The organism is Streptomyces spiramyceticus, from assembly GCF_028807635.1.
Lineage (GTDB): Bacteria > Actinomycetota > Actinomycetes > Streptomycetales > Streptomycetaceae > Streptomyces > Streptomyces spiramyceticus.
On record NZ_JARBAX010000002.1, the window covers coordinates 900602 to 922579 of the forward strand.

The 21978-nt window shown below is 71.2% G+C and carries 18 protein-coding genes and 1 pseudogene; 14 read left to right on the forward strand and 5 right to left on the reverse strand.

The window, feature by feature from the left end:
- Positions 1–4 precede the first annotated feature (4 nt).
- Both PXH83_RS27650 and PXH83_RS27655 read left to right on the forward strand, forming a co-directional pair.
- The gene (locus PXH83_RS27650) at positions 5–1402 is read left to right on the forward strand and encodes an amidohydrolase family protein (protein ID WP_274563981.1); all 1398 of its coding nucleotides are present in this window, start codon (positions 5–7) and stop codon (positions 1400–1402) included.
- Entirely contained in the window at positions 1399–2109 is a 711-nt protein-coding gene (locus tag PXH83_RS27655) for a sulfite exporter TauE/SafE family protein (RefSeq protein WP_274563982.1), read from the forward strand. The genes PXH83_RS27650 and PXH83_RS27655 overlap by 4 nt, the downstream gene beginning before the upstream one ends.
- Here PXH83_RS27655 and PXH83_RS27660 read toward each other — a convergent pair.
- A complete protein-coding gene (locus tag PXH83_RS27660; RefSeq protein WP_274563984.1) occupies positions 2093–3151 on the reverse strand; it encodes a LacI family DNA-binding transcriptional regulator in 1059 nt (352 codons plus the stop codon). The genes PXH83_RS27655 and PXH83_RS27660 overlap by 17 nt on opposite strands.
- 255 nt (positions 3152–3406) lie before the next feature.
- On the opposite strand from PXH83_RS27660, the gene PXH83_RS27665 reads away from it, so the two are divergent.
- Positions 3407–4129, forward strand: a complete 723-nt coding sequence (locus PXH83_RS27665; protein ID WP_274563985.1) for a transcriptional regulator — start codon at positions 3407–3409, stop codon at positions 4127–4129.
- A 99-nt stretch (positions 4130–4228) separates the two neighbouring features.
- Here PXH83_RS27665 and PXH83_RS27670 read toward each other — a convergent pair whose 3' ends face one another.
- Positions 4229–5659 carry a nucleobase:cation symporter-2 family protein gene (locus PXH83_RS27670; RefSeq protein WP_274563986.1) on the reverse strand — a complete coding sequence of 477 codons (1431 nt, stop codon included), beginning with the start codon at positions 5657–5659 and terminating at the stop codon, positions 4229–4231.
- A 286-nt stretch (positions 5660–5945) separates the two neighbouring features.
- Here PXH83_RS27670 and PXH83_RS27675 point away from each other — a divergent pair.
- Positions 5946–6287: pseudogene (locus tag PXH83_RS27675) on the forward strand (FAD-binding protein); the annotation flags it as partial.
- An 18-nt stretch (positions 6288–6305) separates the two neighbouring features.
- Here the strand turns inward: PXH83_RS27675 and PXH83_RS27680 are convergent.
- Positions 6306–7193, reverse strand: a complete 888-nt coding sequence (locus PXH83_RS27680; protein WP_274563988.1) for a S1 family peptidase — start codon at positions 7191–7193, stop codon at positions 6306–6308.
- A gap of 207 nt (positions 7194–7400) precedes the next feature.
- On the opposite strand from PXH83_RS27680, the gene PXH83_RS27685 reads away from it, so the two are divergent.
- On the forward strand, positions 7401–7955 hold the full coding sequence (locus tag PXH83_RS27685) for an NADPH-dependent FMN reductase (RefSeq protein ID WP_274563989.1): 555 nt from the start codon (positions 7401–7403) through the stop codon (positions 7953–7955).
- A gap of 11 nt (positions 7956–7966) precedes the next feature.
- On the opposite strand, the gene PXH83_RS27690 is transcribed toward PXH83_RS27685, so the two are convergent.
- Positions 7967–9319, reverse strand: a complete 1353-nt coding sequence (locus PXH83_RS27690) for a helix-turn-helix transcriptional regulator (RefSeq protein WP_274563990.1) — start codon at positions 9317–9319, stop codon at positions 7967–7969.
- Between the two features lie 139 nt (positions 9320–9458).
- Here PXH83_RS27690 and PXH83_RS27695 point away from each other — a divergent pair, with 139 nt between their 5' ends.
- From PXH83_RS27695 to PXH83_RS27725, 7 genes are all read left to right on the forward strand, one after another.
- Positions 9459–10373, forward strand: a complete 915-nt coding sequence (locus PXH83_RS27695; protein WP_274563991.1) for an NADP-dependent oxidoreductase — start codon at positions 9459–9461, stop codon at positions 10371–10373.
- A 118-nt stretch (positions 10374–10491) separates the two neighbouring features.
- The gene (locus PXH83_RS27700) at positions 10492–11271 is read left to right on the forward strand and encodes a peptidoglycan recognition protein family protein (protein ID WP_274563992.1); all 780 of its coding nucleotides are present in this window, start codon (positions 10492–10494) and stop codon (positions 11269–11271) included.
- 95 nt (positions 11272–11366) lie between these two features.
- Positions 11367–11840, forward strand: a complete 474-nt coding sequence (locus PXH83_RS27705) for a VOC family protein (protein ID WP_274563993.1) — start codon at positions 11367–11369, stop codon at positions 11838–11840.
- 96 nt (positions 11841–11936) lie between these two features.
- Entirely contained in the window at positions 11937–12851 is a 915-nt protein-coding gene (locus PXH83_RS27710) for a LysR family transcriptional regulator (protein WP_274563994.1), read from the forward strand.
- 95 nt (positions 12852–12946) lie between these two features.
- On the forward strand, positions 12947–13513 hold the full coding sequence (locus tag PXH83_RS27715) for a cysteine dioxygenase family protein (RefSeq protein WP_274563995.1): 567 nt from the start codon (positions 12947–12949) through the stop codon (positions 13511–13513).
- On the forward strand, positions 13513–14598 hold the full coding sequence (locus PXH83_RS27720) for a YeiH family protein (protein WP_274563996.1): 1086 nt from the start codon (positions 13513–13515) through the stop codon (positions 14596–14598). Before PXH83_RS27715 ends, PXH83_RS27720 begins: the two co-directional genes overlap by 1 nt.
- A gap of 406 nt (positions 14599–15004) precedes the next feature.
- Positions 15005–15745 (forward strand): 4'-phosphopantetheinyl transferase family protein, encoded by a 741-nt coding sequence (locus tag PXH83_RS27725; RefSeq protein WP_274563999.1) that lies wholly within the window; start codon positions 15005–15007, stop codon positions 15743–15745.
- On the opposite strand, the gene PXH83_RS27730 is transcribed toward PXH83_RS27725, so the two are convergent.
- The gene (locus PXH83_RS27730) at positions 15688–16392 is read right to left on the reverse strand and encodes a LuxR C-terminal-related transcriptional regulator (RefSeq protein WP_274564001.1); all 705 of its coding nucleotides are present in this window, start codon (positions 16390–16392) and stop codon (positions 15688–15690) included. The genes PXH83_RS27725 and PXH83_RS27730 overlap by 58 nt on opposite strands.
- A gap of 431 nt (positions 16393–16823) precedes the next feature.
- On the opposite strand from PXH83_RS27730, the gene PXH83_RS27735 reads away from it, so the two are divergent.
- Positions 16824–18197, forward strand: a complete 1374-nt coding sequence (locus tag PXH83_RS27735) for an MFS transporter (protein ID WP_274564002.1) — start codon at positions 16824–16826, stop codon at positions 18195–18197.
- Positions 18142–21759, forward strand: coding sequence for a type I polyketide synthase (locus PXH83_RS27740; protein ID WP_274564003.1), 3618 nt, complete (start codon positions 18142–18144; stop codon positions 21757–21759). Before PXH83_RS27735 ends, PXH83_RS27740 begins: the two co-directional genes overlap by 56 nt.
- Positions 21760–21978 lie beyond the last annotated feature (219 nt).

The following is a 21978-nucleotide window of genomic DNA, read 5'->3' on the forward strand; positions in this document are numbered from 1 at the left end:
AGCGATGACCGACCTGAACCCCGACCTTCTCGGGGCCGATGTGCTGCTCCTCGTACCCGATGCGGTACTGACGCCCGACGGCCTGATGGACGGATACGCGGCCGTGGTCGCCGAAGGTGCCTTCGCCTCCGTCGGACCGGCCGAACGGCTGGAGCGGGCCTACCCGCACCTGGTGCCCGTCCGGCTGCCCGGTCACGTACTGATGCCCGGATTCGTCGATGCCCACCACCACCTGACGCAGAGCTTCGGCTCGGCGCTGGCCTTCGGTGAGCCCTCCGAGATCTTCCGCCGGGTGTGGGTGCCCCTGGAGGGCGCCCTCGACGAGGAGTCGGCGTACGCGGCGGCGAAACTGGCGGCGCTGGAGTCGCTGCGCGGCGGATTCACCACCGTCGCCGACGCGGGCACCCGTGCGGCCGTCGACCTGGAGGCGGTGGCCTCGGCCACCCGTGACGCCGGGATCCGCTGCGTGCTCGGGCTCGTCTGCAACGACGCCGGCACCGGCACCGCTTCTGCTCTGCCGAATGCCGAGAAGCACCTTGCCCGTTACGCCGACGACGACCTGGTCCACCCGTCGCTCGCGATCTCCATACCGGAGGCCGCGACTGCGGACACCCTGCGCGACACCGCCCGGCTGGCCGCCGAGGCGGGGGCCGTCGTCCAGATCCATGTCAACGAGCATCTCGCGGGCGTGGAGCGTTCCCTCGTCGGGCAAGGGATGCGCCCCTTGGAGTATCTGCATCAAGTGGGCGCCCTGGGACCGCAGTTGCTGGCCGCGCACGCCACCCTCCTCACTCCCGCCGAACTCACCCTGCTCGCCGACACCGGAACCGCCGTGAGCTACAACCCCGTGGCCAGTGCCTGGAAGGGCAATGCCGTGGCCCCGGCGACCACCATGGCCGAACGCGGGATCCGCTTCGGACTGGGTACGGACGGCACCCGCGGCGACGCGTTCCGCCTGGTCGAGGCCGCCGAGTTCGCCCAGCGCATCACGTACGGTCTGGCCACCGGCGACTCGTCCTGCGGCGCTGGCTGGACCTGGCTGGAGCACGCAGGCCCGGGAGGCTCCGACGCCGTCGGCCTCGGAGCCCGTACCGGCAGGATCGCCGACGGACTGGCCGCCGACTTCCTCCTCGTCGACGTGAGCGGCCCGGAAATGCAGCCGACCTGGGACCTGCCGTGGGAGCTCGTACGGCGCGGCAACCGCGACCAGATCAGCGCCGTGTTCGTCGCCGGGCGGCTGCGTCTGTGGCGCGGATGGCCGGTCGACTGGGACGGCCCGGCTTTCGTACGGCGGGCGGCCGAACTGGGCAGGGAGGCGGTACGGCGGGCCTCGGTGACCCGCGTCCACCCGACATCCACCGAGGCGCGGACACAGGCACAGGCGCGGAGCGCGGCACGATGAGCACCGAAACGGTGGCCGTCCTCGCCGTCGTAGTGGCGACCGCCGCGTTCGTCCAGGGAACCAGCGGGCTCGGATTCGCACTGATCGTCGCGCCGGTGGCCGGACTCCTCGATCCCGGCCTGCTCCCGGTGTTCGTCCTCGCGTCGATGATTCCGCTCAATATGTACGTCGCCTGGCGCGAGCGCCACTCCCTCGATCTGCGCGGAGCGGGCTGGATCACCGCGGCGCGGCTGGCGGCGACCCCGGGCGGTCTGCTCCTCCTCTGGGCGGTGCCGGACGACAGCCTTGGCCTCGTCGTCGGGGCGGCGACCGTGCTGGCGGCGGCCGTGAGCCTGGCGGCGCCCGCCTTCACGCCCGGCCGGGCGGCGTATCTGGGGGCCGGGGTCGTCACCGGGCTCACGGAGACCGCGACGGGCGTGGGCGGCCCGCCGCTGGCCCTGGTCTACCAGCACCGCCCGCCGGCGGAACTGCGGTCCACGGTCGCGGTGTGCTTCCTCGTCGGGGAAGTCGCCTCGCTCGCGCTGCTGTTCGCGACGGGGGAGGGCAGTCCGGCGCAGCTGGGCTGGGCCGCGCTGCTGCTGCCCGCCCTTGCCGCCGGGGCGTGGCTGAGCCGGCTCGTGCACCACCGGATCAACGCCGCGAAGATGCGCCCGCTCGTCCTGGTCTTCGCCCTCGTCTCCGGGGCGGTGCTCATCCTTGCTCCGTGACACCGGCCCGCAGCGACGAGGCCCGGGCGACGATGCGCGGCGCGGGCGCGGACACCGAGTCCGCGGTGGCGGCGGTGGGCTCGGTCAGGCGGTGGAGCAGCAGCTCCACCGCCTCGGCGGCTGCCCGGTCCAGTTGCAGGTCGACCGCGGTGAGCGGCGGCTCGCAGGTCCGGGCCCGCAGCCCGTCGTACCGGGTGACCACCATGACGTCGTCCGGGATCCTCCGGCCGCTGTCGTGGATCGCGCGTACGGCGCCCACCGCGAAGGCGTCCACGAGCGCGCAGACGGCGTCGACCTCCGGGTGCTCGGCCAGCAGGGTCGCGCAGCGGTCGTACCCGGCCTGTTCGCCGCCCTCCTCCGGGGCGGTGACGGTGAGCGGCGCCCAGCCGTGCTCGGCGGCGGTGCGCTCGAACGCGGCGCGGGCGTCCACGGCGGAGTGGCGGGCGCCCGCGCCGATGAGCAGCGCGGGGTGGCGGGCGCCCTGCTCGTGCAGGTGGGCCAGGAGCAGCTCGGCGACCGGCCCGCCGTGCAGGTCGACGTACGGGGCGTCGTCGCCGGGCGACGGTGACACCTGCCTGCCGAGTGCGACGTACGGGAGACCGCGCTCGCGCAACTGCGCCACGGCCACGTCGTTCTCGTCGGGCTCGACGACGATCGCGCCGTCGATGTCCACGGAGTACAGGGCCGAGCCGGACTGGACCGGCGGTACGAGGACGAGTGCGTAGTCGTGCAGCAGGGCCGTCTCGGCGGCCGCGGCGGCGACCTCCATGTAGAAGCCGAGCCGGGAGGGCCCACCGGCCACCGCGAACGGCATGGAGGAGGCCAGCGCGATCGCCTTCGCCTGGCCGCGGCGCAGACGCTGGGCGCGCAGATTCGGCCGGTAACCGAGCTCGGCGGCGGCCTTCTTGATACGTTCGCGGGTCCGGGGATCGACCTTGCCGAGCCCGTTGAGCGCGTGGGACACGGTCGTCCGCGACACCGATGCGGCCCTGGCGACGTCGGAAATCGTCGGCGGCCGGGTGGGGGAACCGGGACTGGCCATCGGGCAGACGCTCCTCGCGCACTCACGCACTCATGACGGGACGGGTGACAGTCACATCTTCGCCGACCTGTGCCGTCTGCCTCCAGTCTTCACCTTCTTGCTCCCTACGGCAGCCATTACGCCTTCATATCGAAGGGAAGTTGGCGCTTCGCACCACTGGACCATCTGTTAATCTGCCCGCTCCTGGATGTTCGGCCACCAGTCCCTCTCCCCCAAGCGCCCTGTGTACGCCGGGTGCAGCGAGGTGTCTCGTACGTGTACAGCACTCCGTTTTCCCCCGTAGAGGCCAGATCCGCCCGGGCCCGCATGGGCCTGACCACGGCTCAGGTCGCCCACTCCATGGCCGCATGCGGCGCCCCCGTCCACCCGGACCTGATCGCCGCCTGGGAGCAGGGCACCCATGTGCCGTCGGAGCCCCAGCTCTTCGCCCTGGCCGATGTCCTGTGGTGCACCTCCGCGACGCTGATGGGCGTCGAACCACGGACGCTCGCCGAGCACCGGCTGGCCCGGCAGCTGAGCGTGGAGCGGGTCGCGTACCGGATCGGCATGGACGCGGCCGAGTACCGGGCGGCGGAGGCTCAGCAGCAATGGGCAGGAGACCCCCGGCAGACCCGGGCTCTGGTGGAGATCCTGGGGCTGTCCCTGCGGCATCTGGTCGGGATCATGGGACGGGTCGACGAGTTGGCCGGGCATCTGCGCGCGGCGATCGACGGACGCTGGAAGGTGTACGTCGTACCGGTCGCGGAGATCGTCGCGGTCAACGAGACCCGGGTCGGCGACGCGCTGCGCGAGATGCACGCGGAGTTCGCGGAGTTCTCCGAGCGCTACATGGGGCACCTGGTGGGCCGCAACGACGACGCCCGGCTCAAGGAGGTCGCGGCCGAGCGCTCGGCGTATCTGAGGCGGCTGGTGGACCACTTCTGGGAGCTGATCGGCGAGGCGGGGGACGTGCCGCCGTTCAACGCGGTGGGCGACTGAGCGTACGGCGCGCAGCCCCCCGGCGCCCGGCGCCCGGCGGATGCGGGCCGGTGAGGGAGTGGATGCCCCTCCCGGCCCCGCAACAGCCACCGGCGCGGCTCAGCGGGCGGCCGCACCGGTGTACGGATCCGCCGAACCGTCTTCCTCGATGTCGTCCCAGTCGATCTCCGTCGTCTTGCGGCGCGTGAAGACGTTGAAGAAGAGATTCAGGATGATGGCGGTCAGGCCGCCCAGCGTGATCCCGCTGTCGAGAACCGCCCGGACGTCGTCCGGCATCCCGTCGAAGAACGGCGCGACCGTGGTCGGCAGCAGCGCGGCGCCGAGGCTCACCGCCAGGATCAGAGCGTTGCGCTCCTCGCGCAGATCGACCTTGCCCAGGATCTGGATGCCGACCGCCGCCACCATGCCGAACATCGAGATCGCCGCGCCGCCGAGCACCGGGTGCGGAATGGCGGCGACCAGGCTGCCCGCTTTCGGCAGCACACCCAGGACGATCATGAAGACGCCGGCCGCGACGACGACGTAGCGGCTCATGATTCTCGACATCCGTACGAGGCCGATGTTCTCCGCGAATGCCACATATGGGAATGAATTGAGGACGCCGCCGAGTACGGTGGCGGCGCCGTCGGCGCGCAGGGCCCTGGCCACCGTGTCGCTGTCGACCTTCTTGCGGGTGATCTCCCCGATGGCGTAGACGTCGCCGGTGGTCTCCACCATCGTGATCAGCATGACGACGGTCATGGCGATGATCGGCAGCAGCTCGAACTCGGGCATGCCGTAGTGGAACGGTGTGGTGACCCCGAACCAGTCGGCGTCCTGCACCGCGCCGAAATGCGCGTCGCCGAACATCCAGGCCACCGCCGTACCCAGAACCAGTCCCATCAGCACGGCCAGGCTGCTCAGGAACGGCTTGCCGACCCGGACCACGGCCAGGATGAAGACCAGAGTGCCGAGGGCGTACGCGAGGTTCTTCGGATCCCCGTACGCGGGCTCGCCGATGAGATGCGCCCCGCCGGCAGCGTCCTGCAGGCCCACCGGGATCAGGGTGAGGCCGATGATGGTCAGAATCGTGCCGATGACGACCGGCGGGAAGTACTTCACCAGCTTGCTGAAGAACGGTGCGAGCAGGAACGTCGCTATACCGGCCGTGATCACCGCACCGTAGACGACGAGCAGCCCGGCGGTGCCGCCGCCCGCCCCCAGGCCGATGGCGACCATGGGCGAAACCGCGGTGAAGGTGACGCCCTGGACCAGCGGCAGTCTGGCGCCCACCTTCCATATGCCGAGGGCCTGGATGATCGTGGCGACGCCGCACGTCAGCAGGTCCGCGTTGATCAGATAGACGAGCTCCTGCTCGGACAGGCCCAGGGCGTTTCCGAGGAGAACGGGGACGATCACAGCTGCCGCGTAGAACGCGAGGATGTGCTGGAATCCGTAGAGGGTGAGCTTGGGGAGAGGGAGCAGCTCGTCGACGGGATGGGGCCGCTGTCGGGGGAGCTGCCGGGAGGACTGCCGGGAATCTCGTGCCATCTCTGCCTTGCCTTCGCGCGAGGTAGGTGATTGAGAGGAGACCGCCGCCTTCGAGTCCCGGATGACGGGACGAGGGGCCGATCGGCTCGTACGGAGCCGACGTCTGGCGGAGTTGCCGACACCACGTCGCCCTGCACTGATTATTTGTGTCCTGGATTGGCAGGACATCCTTCGATCGGCACAGCGAAGCCCCATTTATTCATGGGATACGCAGGTATGGTCGATCGGAGCGTTCACCTTAGAGCAACCTCGTCGTTCCTCGCGAGTAACCTGCGGCCCTGGCTTCGCGCGAAGCGGAGCGGATTCCGACTTCCACCGTGGCGACAGTGCGTACGACCACTACTGCACGGACCCCGGAATCCACCCCAGCTCATGCCTGGCTCCGCTGTGGCTGGCTCCCTTCTACGCGTTCAAGATCGTCCCTGGTGACCTCGGAACCAAGGGCGGAATGCGCACCGACGCCCGCGCCAGGGTGCTGCGGGCCGACGGCACTGTCATCCCGGGGCTCTACGCCGCCGGAAATGCCGGCGCCGCCGTGATGGGCCGCACCTATGCGGGCGCGGGTTCGACGATCGGGCCTGCCATGACCTTCGGCTACATCGCGGCCCAGGACCTGGCGGCTCAGTAGGCGCGGCTCAGATGCGGCTCAGTAGAGGGAGACCCGGTACTTGGCGAGGGCTTCCGGCACCGGCTGGTAGAACGTCGTACCGCCGACCGAGCAGTTGCCGCTGCCGCCGGAGGTGATGCCGAGTGCCTTCGTGCCGTCGTACAGGGCGCCGCCGGAGTCGCCCGGCTCGGCGCACACATTGGTCTGGATCATGCCGCGGACGGTGCCGCCGCCGCTGTAGCGGACGGTGACATTGAGCGCGGTGACCGTTCCGCTCTTGGTGCCGGTGGTGGAACCGCTGCGCCTGACCGACTCGCCTACGAAGGCGTTGGCGGCGGTGAATCCGCCGGGGTGGCTCAGCGAGGCATTGTCGTAGCGGACCAGCGCGTAGTCGTTGCCGGGGAAGCTGGAGCCCACGGTGGGGCCGATCAGCGTGCTCTGGGCGGAGTTGGCGTACCAGGTCCTGACGACGTTGCCGCAGTGACCGGCGGTGAGGAAGTAATGGGTGCTGCCGCTGACGACGTTGAAACCGAGCGAACAGCGGTAGCCGCTGCCGTAGATGGCGTCGCCGGGCCCGAGGAGCCGGGTGAACTTCCCGGCGGTGCGCTCGATCCGCAGCGCGTCCGCGTCGGCGCCCGCCGCCTTCCTGAGCTTCGAGAGTCCGGCCGCGGACACGGTGCTGTCGGCGGTCACGACGACCCGGCCGCTCTCCCGGTCCACGTGCCATGCGGTGCCGCCGACATCGGCGTTGAGTACGGCCCGGTCGACCTCGGCGAGCTGGGTGGCGCTGAAGGTGCGGGGGGCTGCTGCCTGGGCCTGCGGCAGGGTGACGGCGGTGGCCATCAGCAGGCCGGCGGCGGCGGCGAGAGTGGCGAGCGGGGTGCGTCTCGCTGTGCCGGTGCGGGAAGTGGTGCGCGTGATCCTCACTGGTCTCCTCCTAGGAGCGTCGGGGCCCGGGGGGTGAGGGCCCTGTGAGGCGCGTCAGGGAATTGCGGTGGCGTGTCCCTGACAGGCACTGTTCGTGAGTATTGAGGAGGCGGCTTGGTGTGCACAAGACCGGCGGCGGTCTCTCAAGTGGGCGGTGCACAGGCCTGGTCCGGCCGGCTCCGGGCGTACCCGAGGTACTCTGCGCCGATGTCAACGATCAAGGTTTTGATGCTGTGCGGCAGCGTCCGGGCGGGTTCGGTCAATGAGGCGACGCTGAGGACCGCGACGGCCGTCGCACCCGAGGGCATAACGGCCATTCTGTACAAGGGACTTGGCGCATTGCCCCACTTCAACCCTGACGACGACCACGAGCCACTGCACCCCGCCGTCGCCGACCTGCGCGCGCGGATCGGGGCCGCGGACGCGCTGCTGTTCTGCACGCCGGAGTACGCGGGCGCCCTGCCCGGTTCGTTCAAGAACCTGCTCGACTGGACGGTCGGCGGCGTGGAGATCGGCGAAAAGCCGTGTGCGTGGATCAACGCCTCCAGCGCGCCCACCGGCGCGGTCTTCGCGCACGAATCACTGCGTCGGGTGCTCGGTTACACCGGCGCCCGCATTGTCGAGGACGCCTGCGCTCGCATTCCCGTGCCCCGCCAGGCGGTCGGCGCCGACGGGCTCGTACATGATCCGGAACTGCGCGCTGAAATTCTGACGAAGCTCACCGCGCTGACACAGCACGCCACTTCCCCTGAACTCCACTGAACTCGGCTGCCCTACGCCGCCGCGTGGAACAGCGCCGCCGCCTCGCCTCGCGACCCGACCCCCAGCTTGGTCAGGATCTTCGCGACATGGAACTTCACCGTCGACTCGCTGATGTGCAGTTCCTGCGCGATCCCCCGGTTGCGGTGGCCGAGCGCGAGCCGTGTCAGGACCTCCAGCTCGCGCGCCCCCAGTGAGCTGAGCGGATCGGTGGACGCGGGGGCATCGGGCGTCGTCAGCGGGATGACCGCGGTGACCGTCGTCCCCCAGCCCGGCACCGCGTCCAGGTCGAGCCGGCCGCCGAGCACGTCCAGCCGGTCGGTGATCCGCGCCGGACCCAGCGTGCACATCGACAGCGCGCCGGGACCGTCGTCCCGTACGGTCGCACGCAACTCCTGCTCGGTCACCTGCCAGCCCACATGAACCCGGGTCATCGGCTCCTGCTCCAGCGCGGTCAGCAGCACCGCGCGTACGATCGCCCGCGCCGCGTGCGCCACATCGGCCGCGACCCTGCGGACGGAGTCGGGCGGGCCGAGTTCCAGGCGTACGGGGCTGTGGCGCAGCAGCGGTCGCAGCGAGTCCGCGAGCCGGGCGAACGCCTCGTCGGCCCGTTCCTCCGCGACCGCCTTGTCCCGGTCGGCCTCGGCGCGCAGTTCGATCAGCGCGGACACGGCCAGCTCGGTGGCGGTGGCCCGCGCGGCCGCGTCGTCGAGGCTGCGGCTGCGCAGGACTCCCAACAGCCCGGTCAGCGCGGCCGAGTGCGTCTCGCCCAGCTCCGCGATCACCCGGGCCCGGGTGTCGGCCGCGGCGCGTGAGCGGGCCAGGGCGCCGGGGGTCGCCTCCGACGCGAACCGTTCGAAGTGACTGGTCACCAGGGACCACAGAGCCTGCGCGACGGCGAGGGCGCTGCCGTCGACCGGCGGAGCGCCGTCGTCACGTACGAGCACGAGGAGCGCACCCCTTGCCGTCGCGTCGGTCATCACGGCGACCACGGACCGCGCGGCCCCTGCGATCCTCGCCGTGCCCTGCCAAGCCTGTCCGGGGACGCCGGCGACGAACAGCGGTTCCAGATCCGCGGCGCTGATCCGCGCGGCGAACTCCGGCTCGCCGACCGCCTTGAACGGCGAATGCGCGCAGTGGGTGGACAGTTCGGCGGCGGCCAGGTGCGGAACCAGCTCCGCCAGGGTCGCGGACAGCCGGGGCAGGATCTCGCCCAGCGGCTGCCGGATGACGTCGTAACCGGCCGTCAGGGCGGCCAGGGTGCCGGCGCCGGGCGTGAGGGCCCGGGCCGGGGCGGCGGCAGGGGCGGCGGCCTGCGAGGGCAGGAAGGTCACGGACCTCGCGGCCCCGGTCAGTGTCAGCTCCATTCGGCCAGCGTAACGAGGGCTGCCCCGCCCGCGGCTGGTCTTTCGGCCAGGTCGGACTGTCCCAAAGACGGGCCGGAGCCGGCGCCCCGCCCGCCGAGGCTTGAGCCGTCAACCGATCCGTATCAGCGGGGAGTCAGTCATGGAAGCGATCGTCTACGAGACGTTCGGCGGCCCGGAAGTACTGCGCCACGGCCAGGCCGTGAAGCCGGAGCCCGGCTCGGGCGAAGTCCGGGTCAAGGTGGTGACGGCCGGCGTGAACCCGGTCGACTACAAGATCCGGTACGGCACGATGGAACAGTTCTTCCCGACGACGTTCCCGGCGATACCCGGGCTGGAGTTCGCCGGGATCGTGGACGCGGTCGGCGAAGGCGTCACCCACGCGGCAGTCGGCGACGAGGTCCTCGGCTGGACGACGACGGGTGCGTACGCCGAATACGCGCTGGCCGGTCACATCGCAGCCAAGCCCGCCGCACTGACCTGGGAGCGGGCGGCGGCCCTCCCCGTGGCGGGCGAGACGGCCCAACGCGTCCTCGACCAGCTGCGGGTGAAGACCGGCGAGACCCTGCTGCTGCACGGCGCGGCGGGCGTAGTCGGCTCGGTCGCGGTGCAGCTTGCGGTGGACGCGGGCATCACCGTCGTCGGCACGGCGTCCGAAGCCAACCACGCGTACCTGCGCTCGCTCGGCGCGATCCCCGTCGTCTACGGCAACGGTCTCGGCGCGCGCGTTCGGGCCGCCGCTCCTCAGGGCGTGGACGCGGTGTTCGACGCGGCGGGCCAGGGCGTGCTGCCGCTCTCGGTCGAGCTGCTCGGCGGCGCGGCGGACCGCGTCGTCACCATCGCGGACCCGAACGCCGCCGACCACGGAGTCGCCTTCTCGGCGGGCGGCACGGCCCCGGAGGCCATCCGCGCGGGCCTGGCCGAGCACGCCCGGCTTGCCGCCGAGGGCCGGCTGGACGTCCGGATCGCCGAGGTCTTCCCGCTGGCGGACGCGGCGAAGGCGCTGGAGCTGAGCGAGGCGGGACACGCACGGGGCAAGCTGATCATCAGGCCCTGAGGACGTGACGCGCAGAGGCACCTCCGCCGGTGGGGTCCGGCGGGGGTGCCCGCCGCGTCTTCACCCATTCGGCACAGCGCGTGTCGCGGGCAGCCCCGGGCGGGCCGAGAGTGTCACCATGCGCGTCTTCCGCGTGGCGCTGTGCTGTGCGCCCGGGGCGAGTGCCCTGGGGCTCCTGCTGCTGTGCGCGACGGGGGTCGAGCCTGCGGTGTCCGGCGTACGGGCCGGCGATCAGCACTCGTCCCTGATGCCGGCGGCCGCTGCCCCGGTACGCCGCATATCGCCGCACCTCGCCCCGTATCCGAGCATCGTGCCCCGGTCGAAGTGGCTCGCCCGGGATACGTACCGTCGCCCGCCCGCCCGCTTTGCCGACCGCATCGAGGCGGTCTTCGTCCACCACACCAACTCGCCGAACGGCTACGACTGCGCCGACGTCCCGCGCATCATCCGCACCGTGTACCGCGGCCAGGCCGGTGCCAGGCACTGGGACGACATCGGCTACAACTTCCTCGTCGACCGCTGCGGCACCATCTACGAGGGCCGTGCCGGAGGCGTCGACCAGCCCGTCGTCGGGGCGCACGCCCAGGGCTTCAACCGGCGCACGGTGGGCATAGCAGCCATCGGCAGGTACACCGAGGGCATGCCGGTCCCGCAGCGCATGATCGATGCCATCGCGGCGATCGTCGCCTGGAAGCTCGGCGTTTCGGACATCGACCCGCGCTCCAGGGTGCGGCTGGAGTCTTCGAACAGCCTGAGCAAGTACCGGAAAGGGACGACTCCGCTGTTCTACGCCGTGTCGGGGCACAGCGACGGCTACCGGACGATCTGCCCGGGCAGTGCGCTGATGGCCGAACTGCCCGCGATCAGGGAGATCGCTGCCCGCCTCCAGGGCAGGTAGCAGGAAGCGAGCGATGAGTTCCGGTGCCGCGGCAGGTCCACCCTTCAGACGCATTCGCCCGCGTGCATCCGCTCGCGCCCAGCCAGGAGGACCCCATGCAGAAGATCACCACGTTCCTGTGGTTCGACGACCAGGCGGAGGAGGCCGCGGAGTTCTACACATCCGTCTTCGGCAACTCCCGAGTGCTGGAGGTGCAGCGCTACGGGGACACGGGACCGGGCAAGCCGGGCTCCGTCATGCTCGTGACGTTCGAACTGGAGGGCCAGAGCTTCATGGCGCTCAACGGCGGTCCCGAGTTCTCCTTCACCGAAGCCGTCTCGCTGTACGTCGACTGCGTGTCGCAGGAGGAGGTCGACGACCTCTGGGCCAAGCTCACGGCCGACGGCGGTTCGGAAGGGCCGTGCGGCTGGCTCAAGGACAAGTACGGCCTGTCCTGGCAGATCATTCCCCGGGCGCTGACGGAGATGCTGAGCGACCCGGACTCCGAAAAGGCCGGCCGGGCCATGCAGGCCATGCTCGGGATGAAGAAGATCGACGTCCAGGCGCTGCGGCACGCCGCGGGAGAGTGACCCGGGCAACCAGGCTCCGGAGGCTCCGGATTCGGCCATTCATCACGGCCGACATGATGATGTTGGCGCTTCCCAAATTCTGCTTATGATTCCGAGGTGTTCGACTCACGGCACATCAAGACATTCCATGAAGTGGTCAAGACCGGTTCGTACTCGGCGGCCGCTCGTGCCCTGGGCTACACACAGCCCGCGATCACCCAGCAGATGAAGGCCCTCGAACGGGACGTCGGCACGCCCCTGTTCACCCGCATCGGCCGCGGCATGCGCCTCACCGAGGCCGGAGAGGCCCTTTCGCGGCACGCGGCCATCATCCTCGACACCATGTCAGCGGCCCAGCAGCAGATGAGCGCCCTCACCCGCCTGCACACCGGGCGCGTGAGGGTCTGCGCCTTCCCCAGCGCCAGCGCCACCCTCATACCCGAGGCCATGGCCCGCCTGGCCGCCGGTCACCCCGGGGTACGTGTGGAGCTGCTGGAGAACGAGCCGCCCGAGTCGCTGCGGCGGCTGGTGCGTGGCGAATGCGACATCACGCTCGCCTTCACCTATCCGGGCCTGCACGACGACGTGCCCGATGTGCCGGACGAGATGGTGGAAATCCCGCTGCTGGAAGACCAGTTGACGGTCGTGCTGCCGACCGCGCACCCGCTCGCCCGGCGCCGGGCGGTGAAACTGGCGGACCTGGCGGAGGAACGCTGGATCGCGGGCTGCCGGCGCTGCCGCGTCAACTTCCTGCACGAATGCGCGGAACAGGGCTTCGCGCCCGACATCGCGTTCACGACCGATGACAACCTGGTGGTGCAGAGTCTCGTCGCCGAGGGCCTCGGCGTCGCCATGATGCCGGGGCTCGTCCTCAACTTCCTGCGCCACCCGAAGGTCACCGGACGGGCTCTGGAGCCTGCCTCCCGGCGGCAGGTCTCGGCGTACGTGCTGCGCGAGCATCTGAGGATTCCGGCCACCGGGCTGGTACTCGAAGAGCTCCGGGCGGTGGCCGCGAACAAGATCGGCTGCTAGGCAGCGCGAATCAGCGCGAATCATAAGGAGAGTTTGGGCGGCGGCGTACAAACGCTCCTTGGACGTCCTCGATCGAGCGGCGCCAGTCTGCTCGTATGACCACTTCGACCGCATTAACGGCTGCCCGTACGACCGCTCGCCTCGACGCGCTGGTCGGCGAAATCCGCGAGGCCGTAGGTCAGGGCCTGCCGCCCGACCCGACGGCGTACCTGGTCGGCGAGCGGCTCGCGCCGCACCTCGGCGCGGACGACCTCCTCACCCCGGAACAGCGCGAGGGCGACCCCGAGCGCTACCGCCAGCACCTGCTGCACGCGGAGGGCGACGGCAGCTTCTCGATCGTCGCCCTCGTCTGGCGGCCGGGTCAGCGCACCAGCGTGCACGACCATGTCGCGTGGTGTGCGACCGGTGTCCACGAGGGCGAGGAGCACGAGCGGCGCTACCGGCTCGTCCCGTCCTGCGACGGCTCGGCGGCTCGCCTCGTCGCCACGCAGGACGTCGTCAACCCGCAGGGCGCCGTCTGCGGTTTCGCGCCGCCCGGCGACATCCACCGGGTCTGGAACGCGGGCACGTCAAAAGCGATATCCCTGCATGTGTACGGCGCCGACATATCCAAGCTCGGCACGAGCGTCCGCCGGGTGTACGAGCTGACGGCCGACCGCTGATGGCGCTCCTGAGGGAACGGGTCAAGGAGTCGGGGCGGGAGACACCCGCGCCCGGCAGGTCGCCGGGGCTCGCGCTCGCCACCGCCGGTGTGGGCGTCGCCTGGGCCGTGCACCAACTCCTCCCGAACGTCCCGATGCTGACCGCCGCCGTGGTACTCGGCGTCGCGGCCTCGCATCTGCCGGGAACGCGTGCGCTCGTACGGGGCAGGGCGCGGCCGGGACTCTCGTACGCCGGGAAACGGCTGATGCGCCTCGGGATCGTCCTGCTCGGCCTGAAACTGGGCCTGGACGACGTACTGGGCATCGGATGGGCCACCGTCGCGATGGTGCTCGGCGTGGTCACAGCCACCTTCTTCGGCACATGGTGGCTGGGCCGCCGCATGGGGCTGCGCGGCGACCAGCCGCTGCTCGTCGCCACCGGCTACTCGATCTGCGGGGCGTCCGCGATCGGCGCGGTGAGCGAGGCGACGGACAGCGACGAACGGGACACCGCGACGTCGGTGGCGCTCGTGACGCTGTGCGGGACCCTCGCCATCGCGGTACTGCCCCTGTTGCAGCAGCCGTTGGGGCTGACCGATGCGGAGTTCGGCCGCTGGGCCGGCGCGAGCGTGCACGACGTGGGGCAGGTCGTGGCCACCGCGCAGACCGCCGGGGCGGACGCGCTCGGCGAAGCGGTCCTGGTCAAGCTGATGCGGGTCGCGCTGCTTGCGCCGCTCGTCGCGGCGGTGGCCGTGTCCGTACGCCGGCGAAGGCGCACCGCCGCTTCGAGCGCGGGCACGAAGCGGCCGCCGCTCGTGCCGCTCTTCGTCGTCGGCTTCCTGGTGATGGTCGCCGTGCGCAGCACGGGCCTGCTGCCCGGCGGCGCGCTCGACGTGGCGCAGACGGCGCAGGAACTCCTGCTCGCGACCGCCCTGTTCGGGCTCGGCAGCGCGGTGCACCTGCCGTCCCTGAGCCGAACGGGCGAGCGCAGCGAGATGGGGGTCCCCCCGGCCGGAGGCTGGGGGAGGGTCGCGGCGCTGGGACTGTGCGCGTGGGTGGTCGTGGCCGGAGTCTCGTACGCGGGAGTGCTGCTCACGACGGCCTGACCACTCGTACCTCGCCGAAACCTGACGGTAACTCCCCGTGCGCAGGCCGCTCTGGGCTCGGACGGGGAGCTCCTCGGGAGGTGAGCGGCGGTGACCGTCCCAGGACCGCACGCGTCGGGCAGGAACCGGCTTCGTTCCGTGAGCGAATGGCACGCCGGGGCAATCGCGGAGCAGACGGCGGCGCGGCGGCCGCGACAGTAACGGCCTGAGGCCTTGAATTCGCGGACATTCCCCTTCCCGGCCGGGCGTCTGCCTTACGCCCGTCTTGTGCCGGGGAATGTCCGCGCACCGGTTCCGGACAATCCCGTTGAGATTGCGGCCGTAAGCTTTCGGCCACCCTCGCTTCGGAATTCCAGGGTGAGTTGCCTATGCTCGGCGGGTGAACGGAACGGCGATGCATGTACCCATGACTCCGGTTCTCGGAGAACCCGCCGGGCGCACGGACCTGCCGAAGGCCGGCGAAGCTCCCGTGCTGTGGAGCGTCGACGCGGAGCGGCAGGGTCGCGTCGCCGCGCGGCTCGCCCCCGAGGTCCTCGACGACACGGAGAAGGAGCGCGCGGCGTCCTTCGTACGGGACCTCGACCGCCGGTGTTACATCACCGCGCACGTGGCGCTGCGCGTCATGCTCGGCTCCTGTCTGGGGATCGAGCCCGGCGCCGTGCGGCTGCACCGCGAGCCGTGCCTGTCCTGCGGCGGCCCCCACGGGAAGCCGGCCACCACCGACGGGCCGGTCCACTTCTCGCTCTCGCACAGCGGCAGCCTGGCACTGCTCGCCTGCGCGGCGGTGCCGGTCGGGGTCGATGTCGAGGCGGTACCGGCACTGGCCGTCGTACGGGAGATATCGGGCGAACTGCATCCCGACGAGACGGCGGAGCTGGCCGAGGCACCGGAGGCCGGTCGGCCTGCCGCCTTCGCCCGGACGTGGGCGCGCAAGGAGGCGTACCTCAAGGGCATCGGCACCGGCCTCGCCCGCAGCCCCTCGCTCGACTACCTCGGCACGGCCCGGACGGCGGTGCGCCATCCGGCGGGGTGGGTGATCAGCGACGTGGCGGCGCCGCACGGGTACGCCGCCGCTGTCGCGACAGCGGATCAGTCCGCACCGGCCGCACCGTCCCCTTCCAGCAGCCCCGAAGCCGCCAGCAGGTAGCCGAGTTGGGCCCGGCTGCTGCTCTCCAGCCGGAGCGACACCTTGCGGATGTGCTCGGCGACGCTGCGGCGGCTCATGCCGAGGCGGCGCGCGATGGAGTCGTCGGTCTCGCCGGACACGACAGCCAGCAGGATCGTGCGCTGCACGTCGGACGTGATGCTGGGCGGGCGCAGTGGTGAGGTGTCCGGATGGACCGGGATCGACCTCGCCCAGGCGTTGTTGAAGGACTGGGCCAGGAAGCGGACCAGGGCGGGATGGCGGATCTCCAGCGCGGCGCTGCCGCGCTCCTCCGACACCGGAATGAAGGCGACCTTCTGGTCGCAGATGATGAACCGCTCGAACACCTCGGCCAGTGTGCGGACTTCGGCACCCGCCGCCGTGACCTGCTCGATGTAGGACAGCGTCGCCCGGTGCGAGCGCACGGTGTGCTGATAGATCGTCCGCTGCCGTACGTCGCGCGACAGCAGACGCAGATCGCGCTCCAGCGCTTCACTGAGCATCTGCGGTGCGCGCCCGCCGCCCGGCTGGGCCGTCAGCAGCTCGTGCCGGCACCCGTCCACGGCCGCCGTCAGTGCCTTGCTGATCAGCTCACCTCCGGTGAGCAGGGTCAGCGGAGGCTGCTCTGCGCTGCGTGCGTCGGTGTACACCTCCCCAAAGGCCGACAGGGCCGCGCGTGTTGCGCGAAGGGTCTGCCGCTGCTGGGAAATGGCGTTCTCGATCGGGGCCAGTACGGCAAAGGCCGCGGCCTCCGCGGGTACAGCTATGACAAATTCGGGCGAATAAGGGTCTTCGAGTACAAGGTGAAATCTCCATAGACAGTCCGGCGCCTCGTTCCGAGGAAGCCTTCCTTCCGTGAGCGCACGCCGGTAGGTCGCGAGCGCGGTGGCGCACGGCCCTTCCAGCGGCGAATTGTCGCAATCGAACGCCATCGAGGTGGAATGGTCATCGTTCACAACTGTGCAGATTACATTTGTGCGTTGGCCGTTCCCGGGTGACGCCGCGCAATTCGGCAAGCATGATCGGGAGCGGGACCGGCCCGCTCACTCCCGCACCGAGCGCCCGCCGAGGAAGAGGGAACATGCCTGCTGCCGTGACGGCCGACTGGCGCTACCGGATCCTCGTCGGGGGCTACTCGGTCTCTTCGTACGGCACCTTCCTCAACATGGTGGCGCTCAGCCTCTTCGTCTACGCCACGACGGACAGTGCCCTGGCCATGGGCCTGTTCATGGCCGTACGGCTCGGCGCCGGATTCCTCACGGGGCTCACCGCCGGATCCCTGCTGGCCCGGGTCGCCGTCAAGCCGGTCATGCTCTGGATGAACCTGGCGCAGGCGGCCGCCATGCTGGTGCTGGCGTTCGTACCGGACGGGCTGCGCACGGTCGCGCTGTTCGTCGCCTCCGCCACGATCGGCGCCTGCAGCACGGTATTCATGGTGGCGCTGCGCAGCTCGATTCCCGATCTGGTGGGGGAGGAGCGGCGCAGCTGGGCCAACTCGCTGATGGTGGGCGGCCGTTCGATGGCCATGGTGGCGGGCTTCGCCTCCGCCGGAATCGTCGTCTCGCAGCTCGGATTCACCGCCGCGTTCCTGCTCGACGCGGCGAGCTTCCTGGTGTGCGCGGCGACGGTCATCTGGCTGCCGGACAAGGTCGGGCGTACGGCGGAGACCGGGCGTACGGCGGAGGCCGATCGTACGGCCGACGGGGCAGGCACTGTCGAGAAGGCCAAGGCGGGCCGAGACTCCGGGCGCAAGCTGTCGGTGGCGGTGACCGCGCTCGCGGCCGTGCCCGCGATGGGGCTCATGGTGATCCTGCGCGGCGTCGACGCCCTCGGCTCGTCCTCGCACAACGCGGCCCTCCCGGTGTACTCCAGCGCGCTCGACCCCGGCGACCCGGCGGCGTTCGTCAGCCGCTTCTGGCTCTTCTGGGCCCTCGGGAACGTCCTGGCCCAACAAGTCATCCAGCGGTGGGTCAAACACACCGGACGGTCCGTCGGTGCCGTCGGATTCGGCCTGGGTACGGTCGCCATGTCCAGCGCCTTCATCCTGGGCTTCGCCGGGTTCCCGATCGCCGCCACGCTGATGATCGCACTCGTCGCCGGAGCCGCGGACGGGCTCACCGAGGTGTCGTACACCTCGCATCTCCAGACACTGCCGGAGACCCTGCGCGGCCACGCGTTCGGGATCTCGGCCACAGTCGAGAACCTCGGCTTCGGCGTCGGCATGATCGCCGTCGCCGCCGCGCTGGAGGCGTTCTCACCGTTCTCCGTCGTCGCCTGGTCCCACGGCGTCGCCGTCGTCGTCGCGCTGGTCTTCCTGATCCGGCTCATGGGCGGGCGGGGCTGGTCGGGCCGGTGGGTCCGGCGGGACAAGAGGTCGTCCGTAGAGGGAGGGAATACCGATGCGGGAGACCCGCACAGCGGTCGTCGGGATGGCGCTGAGGTTTCCGGGGGCTGACAGCCCCCGGCAGTACTGGGAAGACATCCGCTCCGGGACGTCGCACGTACGCCGCTTCACGGATGCGGAGTTCGCCGCCGCCGGGATCCCCGAGGAGGCGTACCGGGCACCGGACTTCGTGGGTGCCAGTGCGCCGCTCCGGGACATCGACGGCTTCGACGCGGGCTTCTTCCGGATGAGCGGCAGGGAGGCCGCCGTCACCGACCCGCAGCAGCGGCTCTTCCTGGAGTGCGCCTATCACGCGCTGGAGGACGGCGGATACGCGCGGCCCGACCCCGACGTCCGTATCGGCGTCTATGCGAGCAGCGGGTACCGCCTCTACTCCCTCCACAGCTACCTCGCCAACAACCTTGATCAGGAGGCCCGTTCGGCCGACTGGCACGCCGTGAAGCAGGTGCAGGTCGGAAACTACCCGGACTTCACCGCCACTCGGGCGGCCTTCAGGCTCGGCCTGACCGGGCCCGCCGTCAACGTCGCCACAGCCTGCTCCAGCTCACTCGTCTCCGTACACCTCGCCCGCCAGGCACTGGCATCCGGCGACGCGGACCTGATGGTCGTCGGATCGGCCGCGCTGCACCTGCCCCAGGTGACCGGACACCTGCACGTCAAGGGCTCGACGCTCTCGCGGACCGGTACGGTACGGGCCTTCGACGCGGCGGCAGACGGCACGGTCGGCGGCAACGGGGTGGCCGCCGTACTGCTCAAGCCACTCGACCGCGCGCTCGCCGACGGCGACACGGTGCACGCCGTGATCCTCGGCTCGGCGGTCACCAACGACGGTGCGGACAAGGGAGGTTTCGCCGCGCCCGGGGTCGAGGGGCAGCGGGACGCCGTGCTCGGGGCGCTGCGGGCAGCCGGGGTCCCGGCCGACACGATCGGCTATCTGGAGGCGCACGGCACGGGCACGCTCAAGGGCGACCCGATCGAATTCGCCGCGCTGAGCGAGGCGTTCGCCCGCCACACGGACCGGACCGGCTTCTGCGCGCTCGGCTCCACCAAGCCCGCCATCGGCCACCTCGACAGCTGCGCGGGACTGGCCGGACTCATCAAGGCGATCCTCGTGCTCCGGCACGGCGAAATACCGCCGTTGGTGAATTACTCCCGCCCCAACCCGGCCCTCGATGTCGCAGGCAGCCCGTTCGTCCTGCCGGACCGGCTTCGCGAGTGGCCCGCGCCCGGGGGTGGCGTACCGCGCCGGGCGGGCGTGCACTCCATCGGCATGGGAGGCACCAACGCCCATGTGATTCTCGAAGAGGCACCGCCAATGGCGGCGGGCCTGCCGCCGGCGGTGGACCGGGCCGCCACCGTACCCGGCCTGCTGCCGCTGTCGGCGCACGACGGGCAGGCGCTGGTCGAGTACGCGCGAGCCTTCCGCGACCACCTCGTACGCCACCCGGGGACGGCGCCCGCCGATCTGCTCACCGGCGCGGTACTGGGCCGTCGTCATCTACGGCACCGGCTCGTCGTCACGGCGGAACCGGACGGCCTGCTGAGCGCGCTCGACGACTACCTCGACAGTCCGCTGGAGGCCGGACGGGACGCGCCGTACGTGCTGGGCGAGGTCCCGGAAGATGCGGTCCCCGAGGCGGTGTTCCTCTTCAGCGGGCAGGGCGGTGGGAGCCCGGGGACGGCGGCCACCGTCGCCGCTCGCTTCCCCGTGGTCGCGGAGACGCTCGACGCGTGCGCGCGAATTCATCGGGACGAGACGGGTGAGGACACGTTCCTCGAACGTCTCCTGACCGGCACGGGACCCGAACAGTGGGACACGGAGTTCGCCCAGCCCGCGATCTTCGCCCTCCAGGTCGCCCAGGCGCGGCTGTGGCGCCGGCTCGGTGTCGAGCCGGCGGTCGTCGCGGGACACAGCGTCGGCGAGTACGCGGCCCTGTGCGTCGCGGGAGCTCTGACGCTGGAGGACGGGATGCGGCTGGTGTGCCGGCGCGGGCGGCTGATGCAGCGCCACACGGAACCCGGCGGCATGATCGCCGTACTCGCGTCGGAGGAGCGCGTACGTCGGCTCCTCGCCGACGTCGACGGCGTCGAGCTCGCCGCGGTCAACGGCCCGGCCCACCATGTCGTGGCCGGCCCCCGGCGGGCGGTGGCGGCAGCCCGCGCGTGGCTCACGGAACACGGCGAGGCGGGGCTGGCGCTGGTGGTGGACCGGGCGTTTCATACGTCGCTGATCGACCCCGTGCTCGACGACCTCCGTATCGCGGCGGAGAAGACCGAACTCAGGCCGACGCGGACAGCGCTGGTCAGTGGCCTGGACGGCGTGCTGCGTCCGGCGGGCTGGCTGCCGGACGCGGACGATCTCGTACGGCAGGCACGCGAGCCCGTCGACTTCCACGCGATCCTGCGCACACTGGCCCCGCGAAGGCCGCTGCTCGTGGAACTCGGCCCCGACGCGCCGCTGACCGGGATGGCCCGCCGGGTCCTGCCGGACACGGTCGCGGTGGCGACGCAGCGCCGGAACACCACCACGCTCCAGCCGCTGTGGGCCGCCGTCGCGCGCCTGCACTGCGCGGGCCACGCCATCGACTGGGCGGCGCTGCTCGACGGCTGCGGCGGCCGCCGGGTGCCGTTGCCCACGTATCCGTTCCAGCACGAGTCGCACTGGACGGGGCCAGCCGCGTTCTTCAAGGGCCCGGCCGGGCCCGGGCCCCGGAATTCCTCCGAAGACGACGACCATCGAGCCACCACGGAGAACGCCATGACTGAACAGTCCGTACTGGACCGGGTGCTGGAGCTGACCGCCGGCCACTTGGGCTACGAGCCGTCTCAGGTCGGAGCCGACCGGACGTTCGTGGGCCTCGGTGCGGATTCGCTCCAACTGGTCGGGATGTTACGGCAGTTGGAGGGGGAGTTCGGCATAGAGATAGCGATGCGAGAGATGCTGGAGGAAGCGGGCACACCACGCCTGACAGCAACGTTGATCAACGCCCGCCGGGCCACGGGTGCGACTGGGGCAACGGCACCGGCACCGGCAACGTCAGCGGTTGGCGCCGCGCCCGGTGCAGCGACACCGGTCGGCGCTGTGTCGCCCTCCGTCGTGTCGGCTGCTGCTGCACAGGCCGGCTCCGTGTCGGTCCCTCCCGCACCGGATGCCGCCGCGTCGGCTGCTCCCGCATCGGCCGGCGCCGCACCGGGTGCGGCTGCATCGGCTGTCTCCATGCTGGCTGGCTCCCCGTCGGCGGCTTCTGCACCGGCTGGGTCCGTGTCGGCCCCTCCCGCACCGGGTGCCGCCGCGTCGGCCGTTCCCGCACTGGGCGACCTCCCGGCGCCTGCCCTCCCCAACCCGGACGAGGCCACGCCGGTTGCCGGGGCGCCCGCGGCCCCCGCCCCCGCCCCCGCGCCGCCAACCGCCGGCGACGGCTCCCTGGGCGCGAGTCCCGTAGCCATGCCATCGGCCGCCGACGACAGCTCGTCGGCGTACGCGACGCGCGCCGAGGTCGAGGAGCTTTCCCGGCAGATACGGCAGCTCGCCGCGACTCAGGCGGAGATGCTCACCCAGCTCTCCGAAGCTGTCGCGCTCCTGACCGAGGACCCCCGGGCGGCGGCCCGATGAGTACTCCAGGCGTATCCGTCACAGCCGCCGCCGACGAGGTGGCGAAGGCAGCCGAGCTCTCCCGGCAGCTCACAGCACGCCTGGCCGCAGCCAAGCAACGCCGTGCAGCGCCGGCACCCGCGTTTCTGTCGACAGCCGAGGCTGCGATCGCTCCTGCAGTTTCATCGGTGTCCGCACCGGCCACGCCGACGCCCGCAACCGCGCTTCCGTCCGCCCCCG